Annotated in this window: 16 protein-coding genes and 1 pseudogene; 8 read left to right on the top strand and 9 right to left on the bottom strand. The window is 64.1% G+C overall.

Translation table 11 applies throughout. The annotated features are described in order from the left end of the window. Positions 1-160 (bottom strand): annotated as a pseudogene (locus tag CFR80_RS06040) (IS5/IS1182 family transposase); the annotation flags it as partial. Between the two features lie 73 nt (positions 161-233). Further along, a complete protein-coding gene (locus CFR80_RS19220; RefSeq protein WP_010514423.1) occupies positions 234-395 on the bottom strand; it encodes a hypothetical protein in 162 nt (53 codons plus the stop codon). A gap of 334 nt (positions 396-729) precedes the next feature. Between CFR80_RS19220 and CFR80_RS19225 the strand changes: the two genes are divergently transcribed. Beyond that, complete coding sequence (locus tag CFR80_RS19225; RefSeq protein WP_157132917.1) at positions 730-1,197, top strand: hypothetical protein; 468 nt, start codon at positions 730-732, stop codon at positions 1,195-1,197. 361 nt (positions 1,198-1,558) lie between these two features. Here the strand turns inward: CFR80_RS19225 and CFR80_RS06045 are convergent, their stop codons facing one another. Beyond that, on the bottom strand, positions 1,559-1,858 hold the full coding sequence (locus CFR80_RS06045; RefSeq protein WP_029329473.1) for a hypothetical protein: 300 nt from the start codon (positions 1,856-1,858) through the stop codon (positions 1,559-1,561). Between the two features lie 199 nt (positions 1,859-2,057). On the opposite strand from CFR80_RS06045, the gene CFR80_RS06050 reads away from it, so the two are divergent. Continuing rightward, on the top strand, positions 2,058-3,179 hold the full coding sequence (locus tag CFR80_RS06050; RefSeq protein ID WP_010514426.1) for a Gfo/Idh/MocA family protein: 1,122 nt from the start codon (positions 2,058-2,060) through the stop codon (positions 3,177-3,179). A 167-nt stretch (positions 3,180-3,346) separates the two neighbouring features. Here CFR80_RS06050 and CFR80_RS06055 read toward each other — a convergent pair whose 3' ends face one another. The 5 genes from CFR80_RS06055 to CFR80_RS06075 form a co-directional block, all read right to left on the bottom strand. Further along, positions 3,347-4,201 (bottom strand): SDR family oxidoreductase, encoded by an 855-nt coding sequence (locus CFR80_RS06055; protein ID WP_373636463.1) that lies wholly within the window; start codon positions 4,199-4,201, stop codon positions 3,347-3,349. A 113-nt stretch (positions 4,202-4,314) separates the two neighbouring features. Then, entirely contained in the window at positions 4,315-4,713 is a 399-nt protein-coding gene (locus CFR80_RS06060; RefSeq protein WP_029329475.1) for a PRC-barrel domain-containing protein, read from the bottom strand. Positions 4,714-4,830: 117 nt separating this feature from the next. Beyond that, a complete protein-coding gene (locus CFR80_RS06065) occupies positions 4,831-5,202 on the bottom strand; it encodes a con-10 family general stress protein (RefSeq protein WP_010514429.1) in 372 nt (123 codons plus the stop codon). A gap of 884 nt (positions 5,203-6,086) precedes the next feature. After that, positions 6,087-6,419 carry a hypothetical protein gene (locus CFR80_RS06070; protein WP_010514431.1) on the bottom strand — a complete coding sequence of 111 codons (333 nt, stop codon included), beginning with the start codon at positions 6,417-6,419 and terminating at the stop codon, positions 6,087-6,089. Between the two features lie 169 nt (positions 6,420-6,588). Beyond that, on the bottom strand, positions 6,589-7,200 hold the full coding sequence (locus CFR80_RS06075) for a glutathione S-transferase N-terminal domain-containing protein (RefSeq protein ID WP_010514432.1): 612 nt from the start codon (positions 7,198-7,200) through the stop codon (positions 6,589-6,591). Between the two features lie 240 nt (positions 7,201-7,440). On the opposite strand from CFR80_RS06075, the gene CFR80_RS06085 reads away from it, so the two are divergent. Genes CFR80_RS06085 through CFR80_RS06095 form a run of 3 tightly spaced genes read left to right on the top strand, consistent with a single transcriptional unit; the run spans position 7,441 to position 9,892 of the window. After that, positions 7,441-8,550: an acyl-CoA dehydrogenase family protein gene (locus CFR80_RS06085; RefSeq protein WP_110507169.1), complete on the top strand. Its 1,110-nt coding sequence runs from the start codon at positions 7,441-7,443 to the stop codon at positions 8,548-8,550. After that, positions 8,547-9,275 carry a PIG-L deacetylase family protein gene (locus CFR80_RS06090; protein WP_010514435.1) on the top strand — a complete coding sequence of 243 codons (729 nt, stop codon included), beginning with the start codon at positions 8,547-8,549 and terminating at the stop codon, positions 9,273-9,275. The genes CFR80_RS06085 and CFR80_RS06090 overlap by 4 nt, the downstream gene beginning before the upstream one ends. Then, positions 9,272-9,892, top strand: a complete 621-nt coding sequence (locus CFR80_RS06095) for a class I SAM-dependent methyltransferase (RefSeq protein ID WP_010514437.1) — start codon at positions 9,272-9,274, stop codon at positions 9,890-9,892. Before CFR80_RS06090 ends, CFR80_RS06095 begins: the two co-directional genes overlap by 4 nt. Here the strand turns inward: CFR80_RS06095 and CFR80_RS06100 are convergent. Next, positions 9,832-10,983 (bottom strand): glycosyltransferase, encoded by a 1,152-nt coding sequence (locus tag CFR80_RS06100; protein ID WP_010514438.1) that lies wholly within the window; start codon positions 10,981-10,983, stop codon positions 9,832-9,834. The genes CFR80_RS06095 and CFR80_RS06100 overlap by 61 nt on opposite strands. A gap of 848 nt (positions 10,984-11,831) precedes the next feature. On the opposite strand from CFR80_RS06100, the gene CFR80_RS06110 reads away from it, so the two are divergent. From CFR80_RS06110 to CFR80_RS06120, 3 genes are read left to right on the top strand one after another with little or no spacing between them, the layout of a single operon-like run. After that, entirely contained in the window at positions 11,832-15,023 is a 3,192-nt protein-coding gene (locus tag CFR80_RS06110; RefSeq protein ID WP_010514439.1) for an efflux RND transporter permease subunit, read from the top strand. After that, positions 15,023-16,210 (top strand): efflux RND transporter periplasmic adaptor subunit, encoded by a 1,188-nt coding sequence (locus CFR80_RS06115; protein WP_010514440.1) that lies wholly within the window; start codon positions 15,023-15,025, stop codon positions 16,208-16,210. Before CFR80_RS06110 ends, CFR80_RS06115 begins: the two co-directional genes overlap by 1 nt. Next, a complete protein-coding gene (locus CFR80_RS06120) occupies positions 16,207-17,793 on the top strand; it encodes an efflux transporter outer membrane subunit (protein ID WP_010514441.1) in 1,587 nt (528 codons plus the stop codon). Before CFR80_RS06115 ends, CFR80_RS06120 begins: the two co-directional genes overlap by 4 nt.

The following is a 17,793-nucleotide window of genomic DNA, read 5'->3' on the forward strand; positions in this document are numbered from 1 at the left end:
TGACCACCTCGCGCATATCCGTCGTGCGAGGGCGACCGCCCCGTTTCGCAGGGGGCACAAATGGCACGATCAAAGCCCATTCCCCGTCCATCATATCCGATGGATATCGCAGTCCTTCCCGGCTATGTTCACGTCGGGCAATACCAGTCCATGTCATCATTCACTCCATCTCTTCGTAAAGACGGATGAATCACAACAGACTGGTATTGTTCAAAAACTTTCGGATCGGGCTCTCAGGCTTCATCCGGCATGAAACCCTCATCAGCGCGGATGGGCGATGTTTCATGCGTGCGGACGTAGCCGCGACGGTTTTTCCATGCATGGATCAGGGCTTCGCGCCATTCTTCATGCGGCTCTTTACGGGTTTTTTGGGGGGAAACGGCTTGCGTATTCATGATCCGGAAACCTCTTAAAAAGCCAGCACAAGCGCGGGCAGGAACAGAGTAACAAAAACAGCGGACTGTAAATGTGATAATTCTGTGAATCCGTCCGACCATGCCGAATTCGGGGCGACGGGAACATGTGTTATGGTTCTGTTAAGATATTAAGACGGTCTCTGGGCTAATATTCACGAAATATCACGAATGACAGGAACTTATTCCTGTTCTGCGAATGCTTTCCGGAAACGGGTCCGAAGTAAGACAGGCCGAATCTGTTTGTAACAATATTGGCCCTATCAATCGCCGCTTCGCTTCCCGATATCTTGGGTGTCAATCCATAGGAGACATCATGAAACGTACAATCCTGCTGGCGCTTGCCCTTGGCGCGTCCCTTCCGCTTGCAGCGCAGGCACAGTCCTTCGACCAGAACCAGGGTGGCGAGCACCGTGGTGGCCGTGGCGGCGAAGGCGGCGGATGGGGACAGCGTGGTGGCGAAAGCCGCGAGGGCCAGAACGGCGGTGGCTGGGGCAACCGTGGCGGCCAGAACGGTGACAGCCAGAATAACGGTGGCCAGAACGGCGGCGGCTGGGGACAGCGCGGTGGCGAAGGCCGCGAAGGTCGTAACGGCGGTGGCTGGGGCAACCATGGCGGCCAGAACGGTGACAGCCAGAATAACGGTGGCCAGAACGGTGGCGGCTGGGGACAGCGCGGCGGTGAAGGCCGTGGTGAAGGTCATAACGGCGGTGGTAACGGCGGCGGCTGGGGCGGTCGTGGCCATGGTGGCCACAACGACAGCGACAGCAGCAGTTCCAACTAACGCAGCGCGCGGGGACCGGTCCGGCCGGGCCATCCCCGTCTGCCTGCCCGTCGCAGCATGAATTCATGCCCGAGCGGGTAGCCGCAATGAAAAAGGCGTATCCTGCCCACCCGCCCCATCATATGGGACGGCGCGGGACAGGGTGCGCCTTTCGTGCATGAATGGATGCGGGCCGCCGGGAACAGGGTGGGCTACGCCCCGCCATGATGGGGAATGGCGATCCGGGCCGGACTGCCGCATGCCATGGCCCGGATGCACCAGCCTTGTCCGGCTGCTGTCATTATGCCAGCAGGGACAGTGTGCCGCGCGGGTTTACGCGCAACGTGCGACCGGGGCCATCCACCCGCCGGCGCGTTCCGGTTCATTCATCCATATTACCCGTGGGCGGCGTGGACGAGGATGACGGAGCGGCCCCGCCACCACGCGTGCCGGGAATGTCCGGGTTGCTGGGGTCCTTGCGCGGGCAGGGGTGGGAATGGCCATGCGCGGTGTCCTGCGTCCTGCATGCGCTGTCCGGTGTGTGGGAGGTGGAGGTGCCCCCGTCCCGGGGCATGGTCTCGACGGGCATTCTGGGCGGCGTGTTGCCCTGCGCGTGGGCCGCTGTTCCCATACATAGCCCAAGGGCCAGAAGTGACGCGATATGAAGGGGTCGTGCGATCATTGTCCTGATCCTTGTCCGGTCACGTCGCGGCATGCGGCGTTTCTTTGTAACGCCCGTCATTATTTCCGGTTTTATTTTATATTCATTCCCCGCCGCACGAAAACGGCCCGGTCCGTCCATCCATGCCGCCATATCCGTCGCAACCCATGCAGGGGGGCGACGTTCACCCGGCAGTGCGACAACCGACCGGAGGCACGACATGACACCGGATATCAACGCCAGGAAAATTCGTTACGCCGTGATCGGCGGCGGCCAGATTTCCCAGCAGGCCTTCATGCCCGGCATGGCGCGGGCAGGCAATTCCGTGCTGTCCGCGCTGGTGACGGGCGACCCGGAAAAGGCCCGCAGGCTGGCAGCACGGTACGATATTCCCGCCTGCCATTATGATGACCTGCCGACCCTGCTGCATTCGGGGCATATCGACGCGGTCTATCTGGCAACCCCCAACGCGCTGCACCGGCAGTACGCCGTGCCCGTGCTGGAGGCGGGGCTGCACCTGCTGGTGGAAAAACCCATGGCGACCAGCGTTGAGGACTGCGAAGCCATTCTGGATGCACAGAAACGTGGCGGCGGCAAGCTTATGGTCGCCTACCGCCTGCATTGCGAACCGGGCACGGTTGACCTGATTTCACGCTGTCGCAATGGGGATTTCGGGCACCTGATCGCCTTTGATTCCATGTTCGGACAGAACTTTGCCGAAGCCAACCATCGCGGCCATAGCGGTTACTGGTCCGGCCCGGTGCCCGACATGGGCACCTATCCGCTGAACGCGGTGCGCAACCTGTTTGCCCGCGAACCGCTGGAGGTCCACGCCGTGGGCACCAAAACGCCGGGGCGGGGGTTCAATTTTGATGATACGGTATCCGTCACCCTGCGCTTTGCCGAAGGGCGGATGGCCCATTTCCTTGTCAGTTACGCCTGCGCGCCGGTCGAGAATTTCTCGCTGGTGGGTGACAGGGGCAGCGTCACCGCCGGGCCGTGCTATATGTTCGGCCCCGATGTCGGCATCACCTACACCACCACCATAGATGGCCGGAAGGAAACGCACCGCCATGACCCGGTGGAACAGTTTGGCGGGGAAATCGCCTATTTTTCCGACTGTATCCTGCATGACCGCGACCCTGAACCGGATGGGGAGGAAGGATTGCGCGACGTCCGCGTGCTGGCGGCAGTGGAACGCGCACTGCTGACCGGACAGCCACAGAAACTGGACCCCATGCCGCCCGCCCGCGTCGCCCTTCCCGATCAGGTCATGACCCTGCCGCCGGTGCGTGAACCGGATGTGGCGGACATGATCAGCATCGTCCCGCAATCGGCCTGACCCGATCCGCCTTCGGCCCGGCAGGTGCGTGAGGACTGTCTGAAAACGGCAGGCGGATCAGGGCGGGAGACAGGATTGCGGGTATCGCCGTCTGCAATAAAGACGATATTCCCGAATCCTGCCCCTGACCGGCTGATATGGTCCGGCCGGTTGGTTCAGGTAATCCGTTACAGCATGGAGCGACCGCCGGTTACGGGAATGATGGCGGCGGTGATGTAACTGCTTTCATCCGATGCCAGAAAGACATAGGCGGGGGCGACTTCCGCCGGTTGTCCCGCGCGGCCCATGGGCGTGTTGCGGCCGAATTCCATTATGTGTTCCGGCGGCATGGTCGCCGGGATCAGCGGTGTCCAGATCGGGCCGGGGGCCACGGCATTGACCCGGATCCCGCGCGCGGCCAGCATGTCACCCAGCCCCACGGTGAAATTGGCGATCGCCCCCTTGGTCGTGGCATAGGCCAGCAGGTGCGGCGAGGGCGATGTCGCGTTGATCGACGTTGTATTGATGATCGCGGCCCCCGCCGCCATATGCACCACGGCGGCCTGCGACAGGAAGAACATGCTGTAGATGTTGGTGCGGAACGTCCGGTCCCACTCCTCCTCCTCAATATCTTCCAGCCGGTCGATGCTTTTCTGGTGCCCTGCGTTATTGACCAGGATGTCAATCCCGCCCAGCGTTTTGACCGTACGCGCGATCAGGTCCGTGCAATGCGCCCTGTCGGCTACGTCACCGGGCAGCAGCAACGTCTTCCGGCCTGCCTTTTCCACCCATGTTGCGGTCTGCCGCGCATCGTCATGTTCATTGTAATAGGCAATGGCGACATCGGCCCCCTCGCGTGCGAAGGCTATGGCCACCGCGCGCCCGATGCCGGAATCCCCACCTGTAACCAGCGCCCTGCGCCCCGCAAGCCGGCCGGACCCGCGATAGCTGGTCTCGCCATGGTCGGGGCGGGGATGCATGTCCCGGGTTTGCCCCGGTGGGGCCTGCTGCTGCGGCGGAAAGCCGCCGTCATGTCCGTCCATCATGCCGGGCTCCCGGTTGTCTTTTCCAGTTCATGCCAAAAGCGGAAAAACGCAGACTGCAGGCCGGGCCGGGCCCATACCTGCAGTTGCGTCCCGTCCGGCCTGCGGCCGGCCTACATGCCGGGCAGGCCGCCGTAATAGGTATCGACCTGACTGCCGTAACGGCTGTTGGTCCAGTCGGGGGACATGTCCTCGGCATAGGCGGGGGCGGCTTCAAGCTGTTCACGCGTCAGGGACACGATATACCCGCCGCGTTCCCTGTCGTAATGCAGCGCCTTCCACGGCAGCGGGTGGTAACTGTTGCCCATGCCCAGAAAGCCGCCAAAGCTCATGACGACATAGGCGACATCGCCCGAATTCTTGTCGACCATGAAATACTTGACCGTGCCCAGTTTTTCCCCCGACGGGGAGTACACGGACGTGCCCTCCACCTGGTCCGAGGAAATCAGGTCATGCCTGCCGGTCATTTCAGGGGATATGGTTGTATTATTCGTCGTGGAATCGTTTGTCATGGATGCTGACATGGAACTTCTCCATACGTGTCATGGACATCGCCCGACGATGGCGACATCCGATGGTATCGGCAGGTCAGGCGGAACCCGGCTGCAGGTTCCGCCCACCCGTTCTACTTACGACTTGCCATGACTGTGCAGGCCGCCCTTGCGTCCGGCTTCCGCCGCACGTTCGGGATTGTCGGCAAAATTGCCCGCGCCATGCTGCGTGCCCTTCTGGGTGCCGGACGCCGCCGTTTTTTCCGACGTGTGCCCGGTGCCGCCATGGCTGTGCTGTCCGCCCTTGCGCCCGGCTTCCGCCGCGCGGGCCGGGTCATTGGCGAAATTGCCGGAACTGTGCTGCCCGCCCTTGTGGCCGGCTTCGGCCGCGCGGGCGGGGTCGTTGGCGAAGTTGCCGGGGTTGTGGGCCGCACCGCCGCCGCCACGGCTGTCGGCCGGGGCCAGAGTGGGCAGGCTTGTGCGTGTGTGCAGGGAGATATGATAACTCATGATCCTCACCTTTTCATATCACAGCGGCTACGCGGGGTCCTTGTTTTTCCATGGTTCCATGACGGATGTGCCAGTGGAAGCGACCCCGGAACTGCGCGCTGTGGGAAGATCAACGGCACATCGCGTCCACGGTTGCGTATCGAACAAACAAAATAATAAGAGATGGATCATACTTCATGATTATTAAAAAACCCGTCGGTTCCATAATATAATTACGACCTTATACTTTATAATTCCCGATCACATGGCGCACGTCCCGTGCCATGTGGCGGTAAATGTGCTGTCGTGCCCGCTGCAGTCATGGCAGGCGGGCGGAAATACACGGCGCGCCGTTATTGCACTGCATCATTACTTTTGTTCCGACCGGAAAACATCATGAACGGAGATGGGCGCGCACTGCGGCCGCACCATCATCTGGCGCGCATGCCCTCCGGCGTGTGACAGCCTTATCCGGCACCGCGCCACACGCGGGCCGACCAGCATGACCGGACATTACATGATCTGAAATAATAAACACCTTCAGGCGCTGCCTTCTGTCAATAAAGGCGATGATACCTGACGCTTTTCGAAAAGAATTTTCACCATATACTTCGTACGGTCGACCGCTATTACCCGGGCGGGCTTTTCAGGCCGAGCGTGGCCCCGTCCCGGTTGCGTGCGGGATGAACCGCATGGCGTGTCCGATATGCTGCCGCGCGGGAACCGGCAACGTACGCCGGCCTTCACGCCGCCCGCATCGTATCCACCACATTCATGCGAAACATGTGGCCCGGCAATGGCGACTGTCCCGCGGCATTGCAGGGGGACGCCGCCGCCCCGACTGAAACAGGCGGCGCCCCGGAACCGGCGGTACCGGCGTGAATACGCGACGTCAGAACAGGCCGTTACTGGTTTTTCAGCGCGTCTTCTTCTTCCTGCCGCGTGGCGAAGGGTACTTCCTGCCTGTCATCAAGTTCGTTCATGCTGCCGCCGGAATTGCCAAGGTTTTCCTCAAGGAAGGCTTCCTCGACCGGCTGGCCGTTTTCATCAAGCGGCACGGGAGAGTCCACGGGAATCTGCCCCGCGTCGGGGTTGCTTTCCATCCCGATCAGCTCCGACGCCGCTTCCTTGTACGCATCCGGCCCGCAGCCCGGCCTGCCATCGGCTTCCCACATTTCCTTTGCCTTGGCGGCGATGCGCGCCTGTGTCTCGGGGGTGGTCTGCAGCGGGTTGTCCATTGTCATCATCCTTGCACAGTGACCTGAAAGGGGCATCAGGCCCGATCTTGCATACCCATCCATAGCGTAATCGGGCACGCCCCGTTACCCGCAACGCGGATACCAGCCTTTCGTCCACAGGCCATGGCGGGAACGGGCACGCGAAAACCGGGACAGGCCACGCCGCGGGTCAGTCCAGACCTTCCTCGCTACGGGCCTTCTGCGCTGCCGGGCGGGCGAACACCGCATCACGCAGGGCGCAGGCGCGGGGATAGGCCGACAGGTCCACCTGCAGCGGGGCAGCCCAGCTCAGGATCACGGCCATCAGCGCATCCGCCTGCGTGAAGCCTTCGGGCAGCAGGTGCCCGTTGCCGCAGGCCGCCAGCATGGCCTCAACCTGTCCCAGGCGGCGCGGGATCAGCGTATTCAGCAGATGGTCGCGCGTCACATCCGGCAGGCCGGGGGCGAACAGCGCGCCGAATGCGCCGTGCACGTCCTCGCAGAATCCGATGGCTTCGAGCAGGCGAAAAAACGCCACCGAGTCCGGGGACGGGTGCATGGCGACATTACCGGCCTGCAACCCGATATAGGTCAGCACCGCGACATTCTGCGTCAGTACCTCGCCCGGCGCGATTTCCAGCGCAGGCACCGCGCCACGCGGGTTGATCTTCAGGTAATCCGCGCCGCTGGCGGTTGTCTTGGCCTTCAGGTCCACCCGTTCAAGCGTGTGGGGCAGCCCGGTTTCATTCAGGATGATGTGGGCTGCCAGCGAACAGGCGCCCGGCGTATAATACAGCTTCATTGCAATGGCCTTCCATGATGGCGCGCCGGGCGAACGACGCCCGCCCGGCCGGGCAGGAGCCTGACATACACACGCGGCCCTGAAAAGCGCATGGCTGCACGCCGCAGCCCCCGCCCGGAACCTGACAGGGCATGACCGGCGGCATGGGCAGGGAACCAACCCGACACCGGCGCTGTTTGTGCCAGCAGGGGCAGGGCGCGGTCTGCGCGCGCCTGCCGTACGTAAAGGGGCCCAGCCGCCATGACCTTTCCCTTCGAAGCACTGGCCGCCTGCCGCGCGGAACTGGAAGCGGAAGCCAGCGCGGGCGACGCGCAGGCAACCTTTCCGGCCGCGGGGCTGCAACGCCTGCGGCAGCTGGGGGTGCTGGCGGCGGCGCTGCCGCGCGTGCATGGCGGGCTGGGCCTTGGCACGGAACCGCACGGGGCGGCGGGCCTGCTGCACATGCTGCGGCTGGTGGGCCAGGGCAGCATGGCGCTTGGCCGCGTGGTGGACGGGCATGTCAACGCCATCCGCCTGGTCTGCCTGTACGGCACGTCCGCGCAGGTGGCCCGCATTGCGCAGGATGTGCATGACGACGCGCTGTACGGCCTGTGGGTAACCGATGGCGCGACCCCGCTGCGTATGGAACAGGCCGCGGGCGGGCTGATGCTGCATGGGGGGAAGGCCTTTGCCTCGGCCGCGCGGCAGGCGACCCATGCGCTTGTCACCGCACGGGCGGAACGGGATACGACCCGGATGCTGCTGGTGGCGCTGGATGAAGGCCGCACCGTGCAGGCCGGGGGCGCGGGCCTTGCGGGCATGCGTGGGGCGGGCACGGGACAGTGCGACCTGACCGGCATGGCCGTGCTGCCGGCCGCCATGGTGGGGCAGCCGGGGGATTACCTGCGCCAGCCCGAATTCTCGGCCGGGGCATGGCGGGGCATGGCCGTGGCGCTGGGCGGTATCGAACGGCTGAGCGCGCTTCTGCGCAGCCAGCTTGCCACGCGTGGCCGGGCGGCGGCCCCCGCGCAGCAGGCCCGTATTGGCCGGGCCCTGATCGCGGCGGAAACCGCCCTGCTATGGACCCGCCGCGCCGCCCGGATGGCCAGCGGGCAGGACCAGGTGGATGCAGGCGACATTGCCGCCACCGTCAACCTTGGGCGTCTGGCGGTGGAACGCGCGGGACTGGAGGTGATCGAACTGGTCGAACGTGGGCTGGGGCTGTCCGCCTTCGTGCGTGGCAACGTGGTCGAGCGGCTGGTGCGCGATCTTGCCACCTACCTGCGCCAGCCCGCCCCGGACGAGACATTGTGCGAAGCCGCCGCCTGGTTCACCCACCGCGACCTGCCCCAGCCGGACGTCCGGCCATGAAGGCCGCCACCATGCATGCCGCCCTGCGCGAGCTGCCGCTTGCCCCGCTTTCGGCCATTGCGCCGGGCACCGTAATGGTCCTTGCCCCGCACCCCGATGATGAAAGCCTGGGCTGCGGGGGGCTGATCGCCGCCTGCTGTGCCGCGGGCATGCCGCCCGTTGTCGTCATCATGACCGATGGAGCAGCATCCCACCCCAATTCGCGCCAGTGGCCCGCCCCCCGGTTGCGGGCAAAGCGCCAGCAGGAAGCCCGCAATGCGGTGGCCTGCCTTGGCCTGCCGCCCGACCGGCTGGTTTTCCTTGGCCTGCCCGATGCCGCCGCCCCGCATGACGGGCCGGTGTTTGCGGATATGGCGACGCGACTGGCCCATCTGGCCACGGCACGGGGCTGCACCACGCTGCTTGTGCCATGGCGGGCGGACCCGCATTGCGATCATGAAGCGGCATGGAAAATGGGTGTGGCGGTGCAGCGCCTGTGTGGCGCAACGCTGCTGGCCTATCCCGTATGGGGATGGCTGCTGCCTGATGAGATGGATCTGGACCACGCCCCGCCACGGGGCCTGCGGCTGGACATTACCGCCCACCGCGCGACCAAGGCCCGGGCGATCGGCATGCATGAAAGCCAGTACGGCGGCCTGATTACCGATGACCCGGACGGGTTCCACCTGCCTGACCGCCTGCTGGACGCGCTGGTGACGGATTACGAGGTCTTTGTCCAGCCATGAGCCCCCCAAGCTGGTCACGGACAGTTTTCGAACGCCTGCACAGACGTCGCCCCGACCCGTGGGGCGTGGGAACACGGGCGTATGAACATGACAAATACCGCCAGACGCTGGCGGTGCTGTCGGGCAGGCATTTCAGCTTCGCGCTGGAACTGGGGTGTTCGATCGGCATGATGACGGCGCGACTGGCGCGGCGGTGTGAACGGGTGCTGGCGGTGGACGTGGCCGAGGCCGCGCTGGAACGCGCGCGCCGCCGCTGCGCGGGGCTGAATGGGGTATCGTTTTACCGGGGGCAGGTGCCGGACGGGTTCCCGCCGCTGCCCGCGCGGGCGTGCGACCTGATCGTGGTATCGGAAATGCTGTATTTCCTTTCCCGCCGTGACATCCGCCGCCTTGCCGCCCACTGCCTGCGGGTGCGGCAGGCAGGCGCCCCGATCGTACTGGTCAACTGGACCGGGCCAACCGATACGCCCTGCACCGGGGATGAGGCCGCCCGCCATTTCATAAACGCCTGCCGCGCCGGCGGGCTGCATGTGACCCATGCACGGCGGTACCCGCGCTACCGGCTGGATGTCGTCAACGGACCGGATAGCGCGCCCCCGGTAACGGACCCGACGTAAGGCAATGCGCACGACGGCGTGGCCAGCAGGCCGCGCACGATCCGCCGCGCCTCATCAATGTACATGGGCAGGTCAGCCCGCCGGACGGGCATGCGCCGCAGTTCCGGGCTGAGCGTCTCCAGCCTGTCCCATGCCATGCCCATGAACCGGCCACGCGCCATATGCGCCACGGTGGCGACCGGCAGGCGCAGCAGGGCCGCAAGCCCGTCCGCCGCGTCATGCCACGCATCGCCCCCCGGTGGCAGGCCCCGCAACCCGCGCAGTGCCGCCCGCGCCCGCGCGCGCCGCAGGCAGGTGCGTGGGGGTTCAAGGCTGTCATCCAGCATCTCGTCCTGCCGCACCATGCGCCGCGCCATGGTATCGGCCATGCCGCCACGCGCCCGCCCGTCAATGCGGCCCGAAACGCTGACCATGACATCGGGCGCATGGCGGATCGTGGCATCCACCTGCCGCAGGGCGCGGATGAACCCGCGATCTTCACCCAGCGGCAGGGCAGGGATACCCCCGGCGCGCCGCCATGCGGCCACGCGCACGGCAATGCTGGCGCCGGAATGTTCCGTATGGCGTGGCCATGGATCATGCGGGTCGGGATCGCTCAGGTCATGGATACGGTCCAGCATGGTGGCATAGGCGGTTTCCATCCGGTCATCATCATGCAGGTGCGCGGGAATGATCCGTGCGTCTGCCGGGTCGATCAGGGCGCGGCCACAGACCGCATCGGCACCCGCGTCAAACGCCGCAAGGGTATTGGCCAGCCAGTCGGGCGCGACGCGGCCATCGGCATCGGTTGTCAGCACGATGCCGTCCGGTTCGGCCAGGGCCGCGGCAATCTGCATGGCCGCACGCCGGGCCGTACCCGCATGGGCCACGGGCGGGGCATAGCTGCGTTCGGCCACGATCACGCCGAAGGGCAGGGACGTGGCAAGGGCGCGGACCGCGCCACGCGTATCATCGGTACAGTTGTTGAGCAGCAGGACCACATGGCCCGGACAGGCCCCCTGCTGCGCGGCAAGGGCACGCAGGCAGGGACCAATACGCTGTGCTTCGTTTCGCACCGGGATCGCCACGACGGGGGGGCGGGCAGGCGGCATGGGGCACCTGTTGGAAAGGGAAACGGTAAACGCCACGCAGGCCGGAACAGTTGCAGGCAATATGACAGAGTGTTGCCCACGGCCACAGGCACCGTTTTGGGGCCGGATCACGCGTGGGCGTGCTGTCGCGGCTGTCGCGACCCGTCCGGGCCACGCGGTTGCCCTTGCCATGCATGTGTCATGCGCGCACAGGCAGGCCGGTTATGCAACACCGTGCAGATCCCGCAACTGATGGCGGAAAGCCACGGCAGGTGCCCGGAAACATGTACTGCGCTTCAGGAATGACATGAAACAACTCATTGATAAAAATTGTTTTTTGTGTCGCCACTTCTCCGGACAGGCGGCGCTTCGGGACGGTTTTTGAAACATGACTGCCCGATGCCGTCCGGGCGTCCCTTCCAGACGGCAGTTTTCCGGTCCCGGACAGTGGGGCATGCCTGCGCGGCAGGTGTCGGCTGACATGTGGAAAGGTTCCCTGTTAACGTATTTTTTATTTATCCGGTTCCGAAGTTTATAAACTATACTTCATAAAATATTGGAAATAATAACGAATACTCCATGTCATGAATATTATTTTAAGTCTTATCTGTTCATAGTTTGTAAAAAAACACTGTATCTGTCGTTTCAGGCAGATGCCGCATGACCCCATGCCGGCCCGCCCGTTACCGATCCCGCCGGAGTGCTGCCCCATGCCCGTCACGCCCAACATGACCCGCAGGCCCTAGTTCCGTCCCACGCGCGCGTGGGACCGTAAAAACCGATCAATGCAATAAAAACCGCATGCCAATACTGTGGGGCATTCCCGTAGTGCTGCGCGGTTATTCGTAATACAGGGAATGATCCACCCCATGAACGCCATCGTAGTGACCGCACTACGTCGGCCCTATACCTTCGTGGTGCTGTCGATCCTTATTGTGGTCTTTGGCATCATGTCGGTATTGCGCACGCCGACGGATGTGTTCCCCAACATAAAAATTCCGGTCGTATCCGTTGTCTGGACCTATGGCGGCATGCTGCCGGAGGAATTCGCGGGACGTATCATATACAATTACGAACTGATGGTGACCTCGACCGTCGAGGGCATCGAACATATGGAAAGCAGTTCGTATTACGGGCGCGGCATCGTCAACATATACTTCCAGCCCGGCACCGATATTGGCAAGGCGGAAGCGGAAGTGACCGCCATTTCACAGACGGTCATCAAACAGCTGCCCGAAAACATCCCGTCACCCATGGTGATGAGCCTCGACGCCTCCTCCGTGCCGGTGCTCACACTTCAGGTTACGTCCGACAAGCAGACGCCATCGGACCTGTTCAAGCTGGCGATGATCCGCGTGCGCCCGTTGCTGGTGACCGTTCCGGGCGCGGTGGTGCCGCAGGCCTATGGCGGCATGGACAGTTTTGTCATGGTGGCGCTGAACCAGCAGCAGCTTCAGGCGCACCACCTGTCGGCCATGGACGTGCAGAACGCCCTGCGCGGGCAGAATATCGTGCTGCCCGCGGGCGACCAGAAAATCTCGGCCACCGACTGGATGGTGCAGACCAACGCCACCCCGCGTTCCATGAAGGAACTGGGTGATATTCCCGTCAAGCGCGTGGGCAATGCCGTGATCTATGTCCATGACGTGGCGGAGGTCTATCGCGGCGGCCACCCGCAGACCAACCTCGTGCTGGTAAAGGGCAAGCAGGGGGTGGAAATCGTCGTGATGAAAAGCGGCGACGCCTCGACGCTGGATGTCGTGGCCGGGGCCAAGGCGCTGCTGCCGCGCATACAGAGACTGCTGCCGCCGGATGTGAAGGTCAGCATACTGGGCGATGCCTCTGTCTTCGTTAAGGATTCCATTTTCGACGTCGTGCGCGAAATGCTGACGGCGGCCGCCCTGACCGGCATGGTGGTACTGCTGTTCCTGGGGTCGTGGCGGCCGACGGTCATCATCGCCACCTCCATCCCGCTGGCGATCCTGTGCGCGATCACCGGCCTGCACTGGGCGGGGCAGACGATCAACGTCATGACGCTGGGCGGTCTGGCGCTGGCGGTAGGCATACTGGTGGATGACGCCACGGTGATGATCGAGAACATCGACGCGCATCTGGAAATGGGCAAGACGCTGGAACCCGCGATCATTGACGCGGCGAACCAGATCGTCATTCCCACCTTTGTCGCCACCACCTGCATCTGCATTGTCTGGCTGCCGCTGTTTGGCCTGAGCGGGGTTGCAGGCTGGCTGTTCATGCCCATGGCCGAAGCCATCATCTTCGCCATGATCGCGTCCTTCATCCTGTCGCGCACGCTGGTGCCGACCATGGCCAAATACCTGCTGGCCGGTCACAGCGTGGCGGGGCATGGGGATTCCCACCACTGCCAGCCGCAGGTCCATAACCTGCAATACCCCCGGCGCCTGCCCGAACGCTTCCAGCAGGCGTTCGAACGCGGGTTCAACAATTTCCGTGAAGGGTACGCGGGCGTGCTGGAACGCGCGATTGCAGGGCGCAGGCGCTTTGTTGCCGTGTTCCTTGGCGTCTCGGTCTGCTCGCTGGGGCTGTACCTCGTCGCGGGGCGCGATTTCTTCCCTGAAACCAAATCCGGCACCATCCAGATGCACATGCGCGCCCCGCTGGGCACCCGCATTGAAGTGGCAGGGCGCGAGGCGTCACTGGTGGAAGACCGGATCAACCAGCTGTTCCCCGGCAAGGTGGAAAGCATGATCGAAAACTGCGGCCTGCCCGAAGGGGCGCATAACCAGGCCTTCATTCCCACCCCCACCATCGGCACGCAGGACTGTGACATCACCATTGCGCTGAAGGATGAGGAAACACCCGTATGGAATGACCGCACCATCCTGCGTCATGACCTGTCGGCACGGTTTCCCGGCACGGTGTTCACCTTCCAGCCTGCGGACCTTACGGCAAAGATCCTGAATTTCGGGTCGCCTTCACCCATCGACATCCAGATTTCCGGGCCGGACCTGCGTGACAATTACGATTATGCCCGCCTGCTGGTAAACCGCCTGCGCGCAGTCCCCGGTGCCGCCGATGTGGTGATCCAGCAGACCATGAAAACGCCGACACTGTTCGTGCAGGGCAACCGCACCTTCGGGCAGGCCACCGGCATGACGGAAGCCGACCTGGCCAATAACGAACTCATGACCCTGTCGGGCAGCCAGACGGTGGACCCGCAATACTGGCTGGATCCGGCCACGGGCATTACCTTCCCGCTGAATGTGTATGTGTCACAGGATCAGCTGACGCATTTCAACAACCTCATGACCATTCCGGTGGACAAGGGCGATGGCGACCCGCAGGGACGGCATATGCAGCTGCTGGGTGGTATCAGCAATGTCAGCGCCACCGGCACGCCGGGGCAGGTCTCGCACTTCAATTCCATGCCGGAAGTGGACATCTATGTCTCGGCCGAGGGCGCGGATCTGGGGCAGGTCACGACCGGCGTGCAGCACGTTCTGGACCAGACACATGACAGGGTGCCCTCCACCGCCGCCGTGGTGGTGCGCGGCCAGACCGAAACCATGCGCCATGCCTATGTCGAACTGGTGTTCGGGCTGGTGGTGTCGGTGCTGCTGATCTACCTGCTGATCGTGGTCAATTTCCAGTCGTGGCTGGACCCGTTCATCATCATCACCGCATTGCCTGGCGCACTGGCGGGGATCGCGTGGGCGCTGTTCCTGACGCATACGCGGCTGTCGGTGCCGGCGCTGACCGGGGCGATCATGTGCATGGGCACGGCCACGGCCAATTCCATCCTTGTGGTGTCCTTTGCCCGTGAACGGATCGAGGAACATGGTGATGCCCTGCGCGCCGCGCTGGAGGCAGGCTACGGCCGCATCCGCCCGGTGCTGATGACCGCGCTGGCCATGGTGATCGGCATGGTGCCCATGGCCATGAGCAATTCCCAGAACGCGCCCTTGGGCCGCGCCGTCATTGGCGGGCTGCTGGTGGCCACCGTGTCCACGCTTCTGTTCGTGCCGTGTGTTTACGCAATCCTGCACAACCGTCCATCCCGCATCCGGGAGGAAATGAACTGATGTCCACCCAGAAAAACCGAAAAGTCGTCATGCTGGCCGGTGCCGCCGTTGTCGTGGGGTGGTGCGGTTACCTGCTGGTCGGGCGCGTGCAGCATGCAGCCGCCCTGCGGCGGGAGGCCGCTGTCGCCTCCGTACCCGATGTCATGGTCATCTCGCCCCGGCGCGAGGCACGTCATGTCAGCCTCGACCTGCCTGGCACGATCGATGCGTGGTACCAGGCCCCCATCTACCCGCAGGCGTCCGGTTACGTGCGCATGTGGTACAAGGATTACGGCGCACGGGTGGCCGCGGGCGACGTGCTGGCCGAAATCAACACCCCCGGCCTTGATGCGCAGTTCGCGCAGGCGCAGGCCGACCTTCAGTCGTCACAGGCGAAATACGACCTTGCGGTGGTGACGGCCCAGCGCTGGCGGCTGATGGGCAAGTCGCAGGCGGTGTCGGGGCAGTCCGTATCCGTGCAGGACGCGAACGAGAAATCCGCCGCTGCCGACCTGGAGGCCGCGCGGCATAACCTTGACCGTTATGCCGCCCTTGAACGTTTCAAGATCATTGTCGCCCCGTTTGACGGCGTGGTGACGCAGCGCGACATCAACGTGGGCGACTACGTGCACGAAGGCGGCGGCAACCTGAACGCCACGGGGGCGGCCAGTGAACTGTTCAGCGTGGCGGATACGCACCAGATGCGGCTGTTCGTCTCGATCCCTGAAAACATGTCCTACATCCTGCAGCCCGGGCTGCAGGCCAGCGTGCAGGTGCCGCAGTTCCCCGACCGCCGGTTCGAGGCGAAGTTCCTGACCGTATCGGGCGGCTACGACCCCGACACCCGCACCAGCGTGAGCGAGTTCGTGATCGACAACACCGACCATGCCCTGTGGCCCGGCACCTTTGCCGCCGTCACCCTGACCGCGCCTGAACAGGCCGCCCACCAGACCATTCCCACCGGCGCGCTGGTATTTCAGGAACACGGCATGCAGGTGGCCGTGGTGGATGGGCAGAACCATGCACATTTCCACGATATTACCGTGGGCCGCATGGGCGACGGGGCGACGCAGGTGCTGTCGGGCATATCCCCCGATGACCGGATCATCGACAACCCGCCTGCCGACCTGCTGGATGGCGAGAGCGTGCGCGTGGTCCAGCCCGTGGCCGGCTACAGCAGCGATACCGATGAAAAGGACGATGAATGATGGCACACACCATCCGCCGCGCCGCCGGCATGGGGGGCGCATGCGCCATGTCGCTGCTGTCACTGGCGGGATGCGACCTGGCCCCGGCCTATCATGCGCCGAACTACATCATTCCCGCCACATGGCAGGGGCAGGCCCCGTTTGGCGTGGCCCGTCCCATGGATGACGCCATTTCCGCGCAGTGGTGGGAAAGCTTTGCCGACCCGCAGCTTGACATGCTGGAAACCACCGCCATGGCCCATAACGGCGACCTGCAGGCCGCCAGCGAACGCTTCCTGCAGGCACGCGCGATCGTAAGCGAGGCACGGGCCGACCTGCTGCCGCATTTTGGCGTGGCCTTTGGCGGCAGCAACAACAAAAGTTCGGCCGAGCGGCTGTTCCGCTACAAGGGGCCGATTACGGATTCCGACGAATTCTATGGCGGCATGGCATCGTGGGAACCGGATTTCTGGTCCGCCATCCGCAACCGGGTGCGGTTGCAGAAAGACTATGCGCAGGAACAGGCGGCGGAATACGCCGCGGCACGGCTGAGCCTGCAGGCCGAACTGGCCAGTGACTATTTCACCCTGCGCGGGCTGGATGCTCAGGCGGCGATCTATACGCAGTCGATCCGGTATTACCAGGACTCCCTGCGCGTGACCCAGACACGGCTGGTGGACCAGGCGGCGTCACGGCTGGATGTGGCGCGCGCGCAGAACCAGCTGTACACCACGCAGGCCCGCCTGCTGGACATCCAGGCCCAGCGCGAGGTGATGGAACATGCGGTGGCCGTTCTGGTCAACGTCGCCCCGTCGTCGTTCCACATCGCGGCGGACCCGCACCTCAACGCCACCCGTTTCGCGCTGCACGCGCCCCTGCCGTCGGCCCTGCTGCAGCGCAGGCCCGACATTGCCATTGCCGAACGCCAGATGGCGCAGGCCAACCGGGCCATCGGCATAGCGCGCGCCGCGTTCTACCCGCATGTGTCGTTCCAGATGAACGGGGGGTTTGATGACAATGGCTTCAACCTCGCCAACCTTGCCAATTCCATGTGGTCGTATGGCGCGACCGTGACCATGCCGGTGTTTGAAGGCGGGCTGCGCCGCGCGCAGCTGCAGCAAAGCTGGTCCGCCTACCGTGAAACCCGCGACCATTACCGTGTCACCATTCTCAACGCCTTTCGCGATGTGGAGGACGGGCTGTCGCGCACCAACCGGCTGGATGGGGAAAATGGCCGCCTGCGCGCCGCCGTCGGCGCCGCAAGCGAGACACAGGACATTACCATGAACCTGTACAAGGGCGGGCTTGCCACGTACCTTGACGTCCTGATCGCGCAGGTCAGCACGCTGGACGCCCGCATACAGCAGGCCGAAATCCAGACCCGTTACCTGCAGGCGCAGATCGGCCTGATCCGTGGATGTGGCGGGGGATGGGACGCTGCCAGCCTGCCCGCGCCCAATCAGGTCTTCGGGGTTGATCCGCTCCAGTATTCCGGTCTGCACAACGCCCCGCCCGTGGGCGGCGTGCCCGCCCCGCACAGCCACGGGCCCGACCCCGACGACAACCTGACGCAGCCGGTGTTGTCCCCCGCCATGGGGCAGTAA

The sequence above is a fragment of the Komagataeibacter oboediens genome (genome assembly GCF_003207815.1).
Taxonomy (GTDB): Bacteria; Pseudomonadota; Alphaproteobacteria; order Acetobacterales; family Acetobacteraceae; genus Komagataeibacter; species Komagataeibacter oboediens.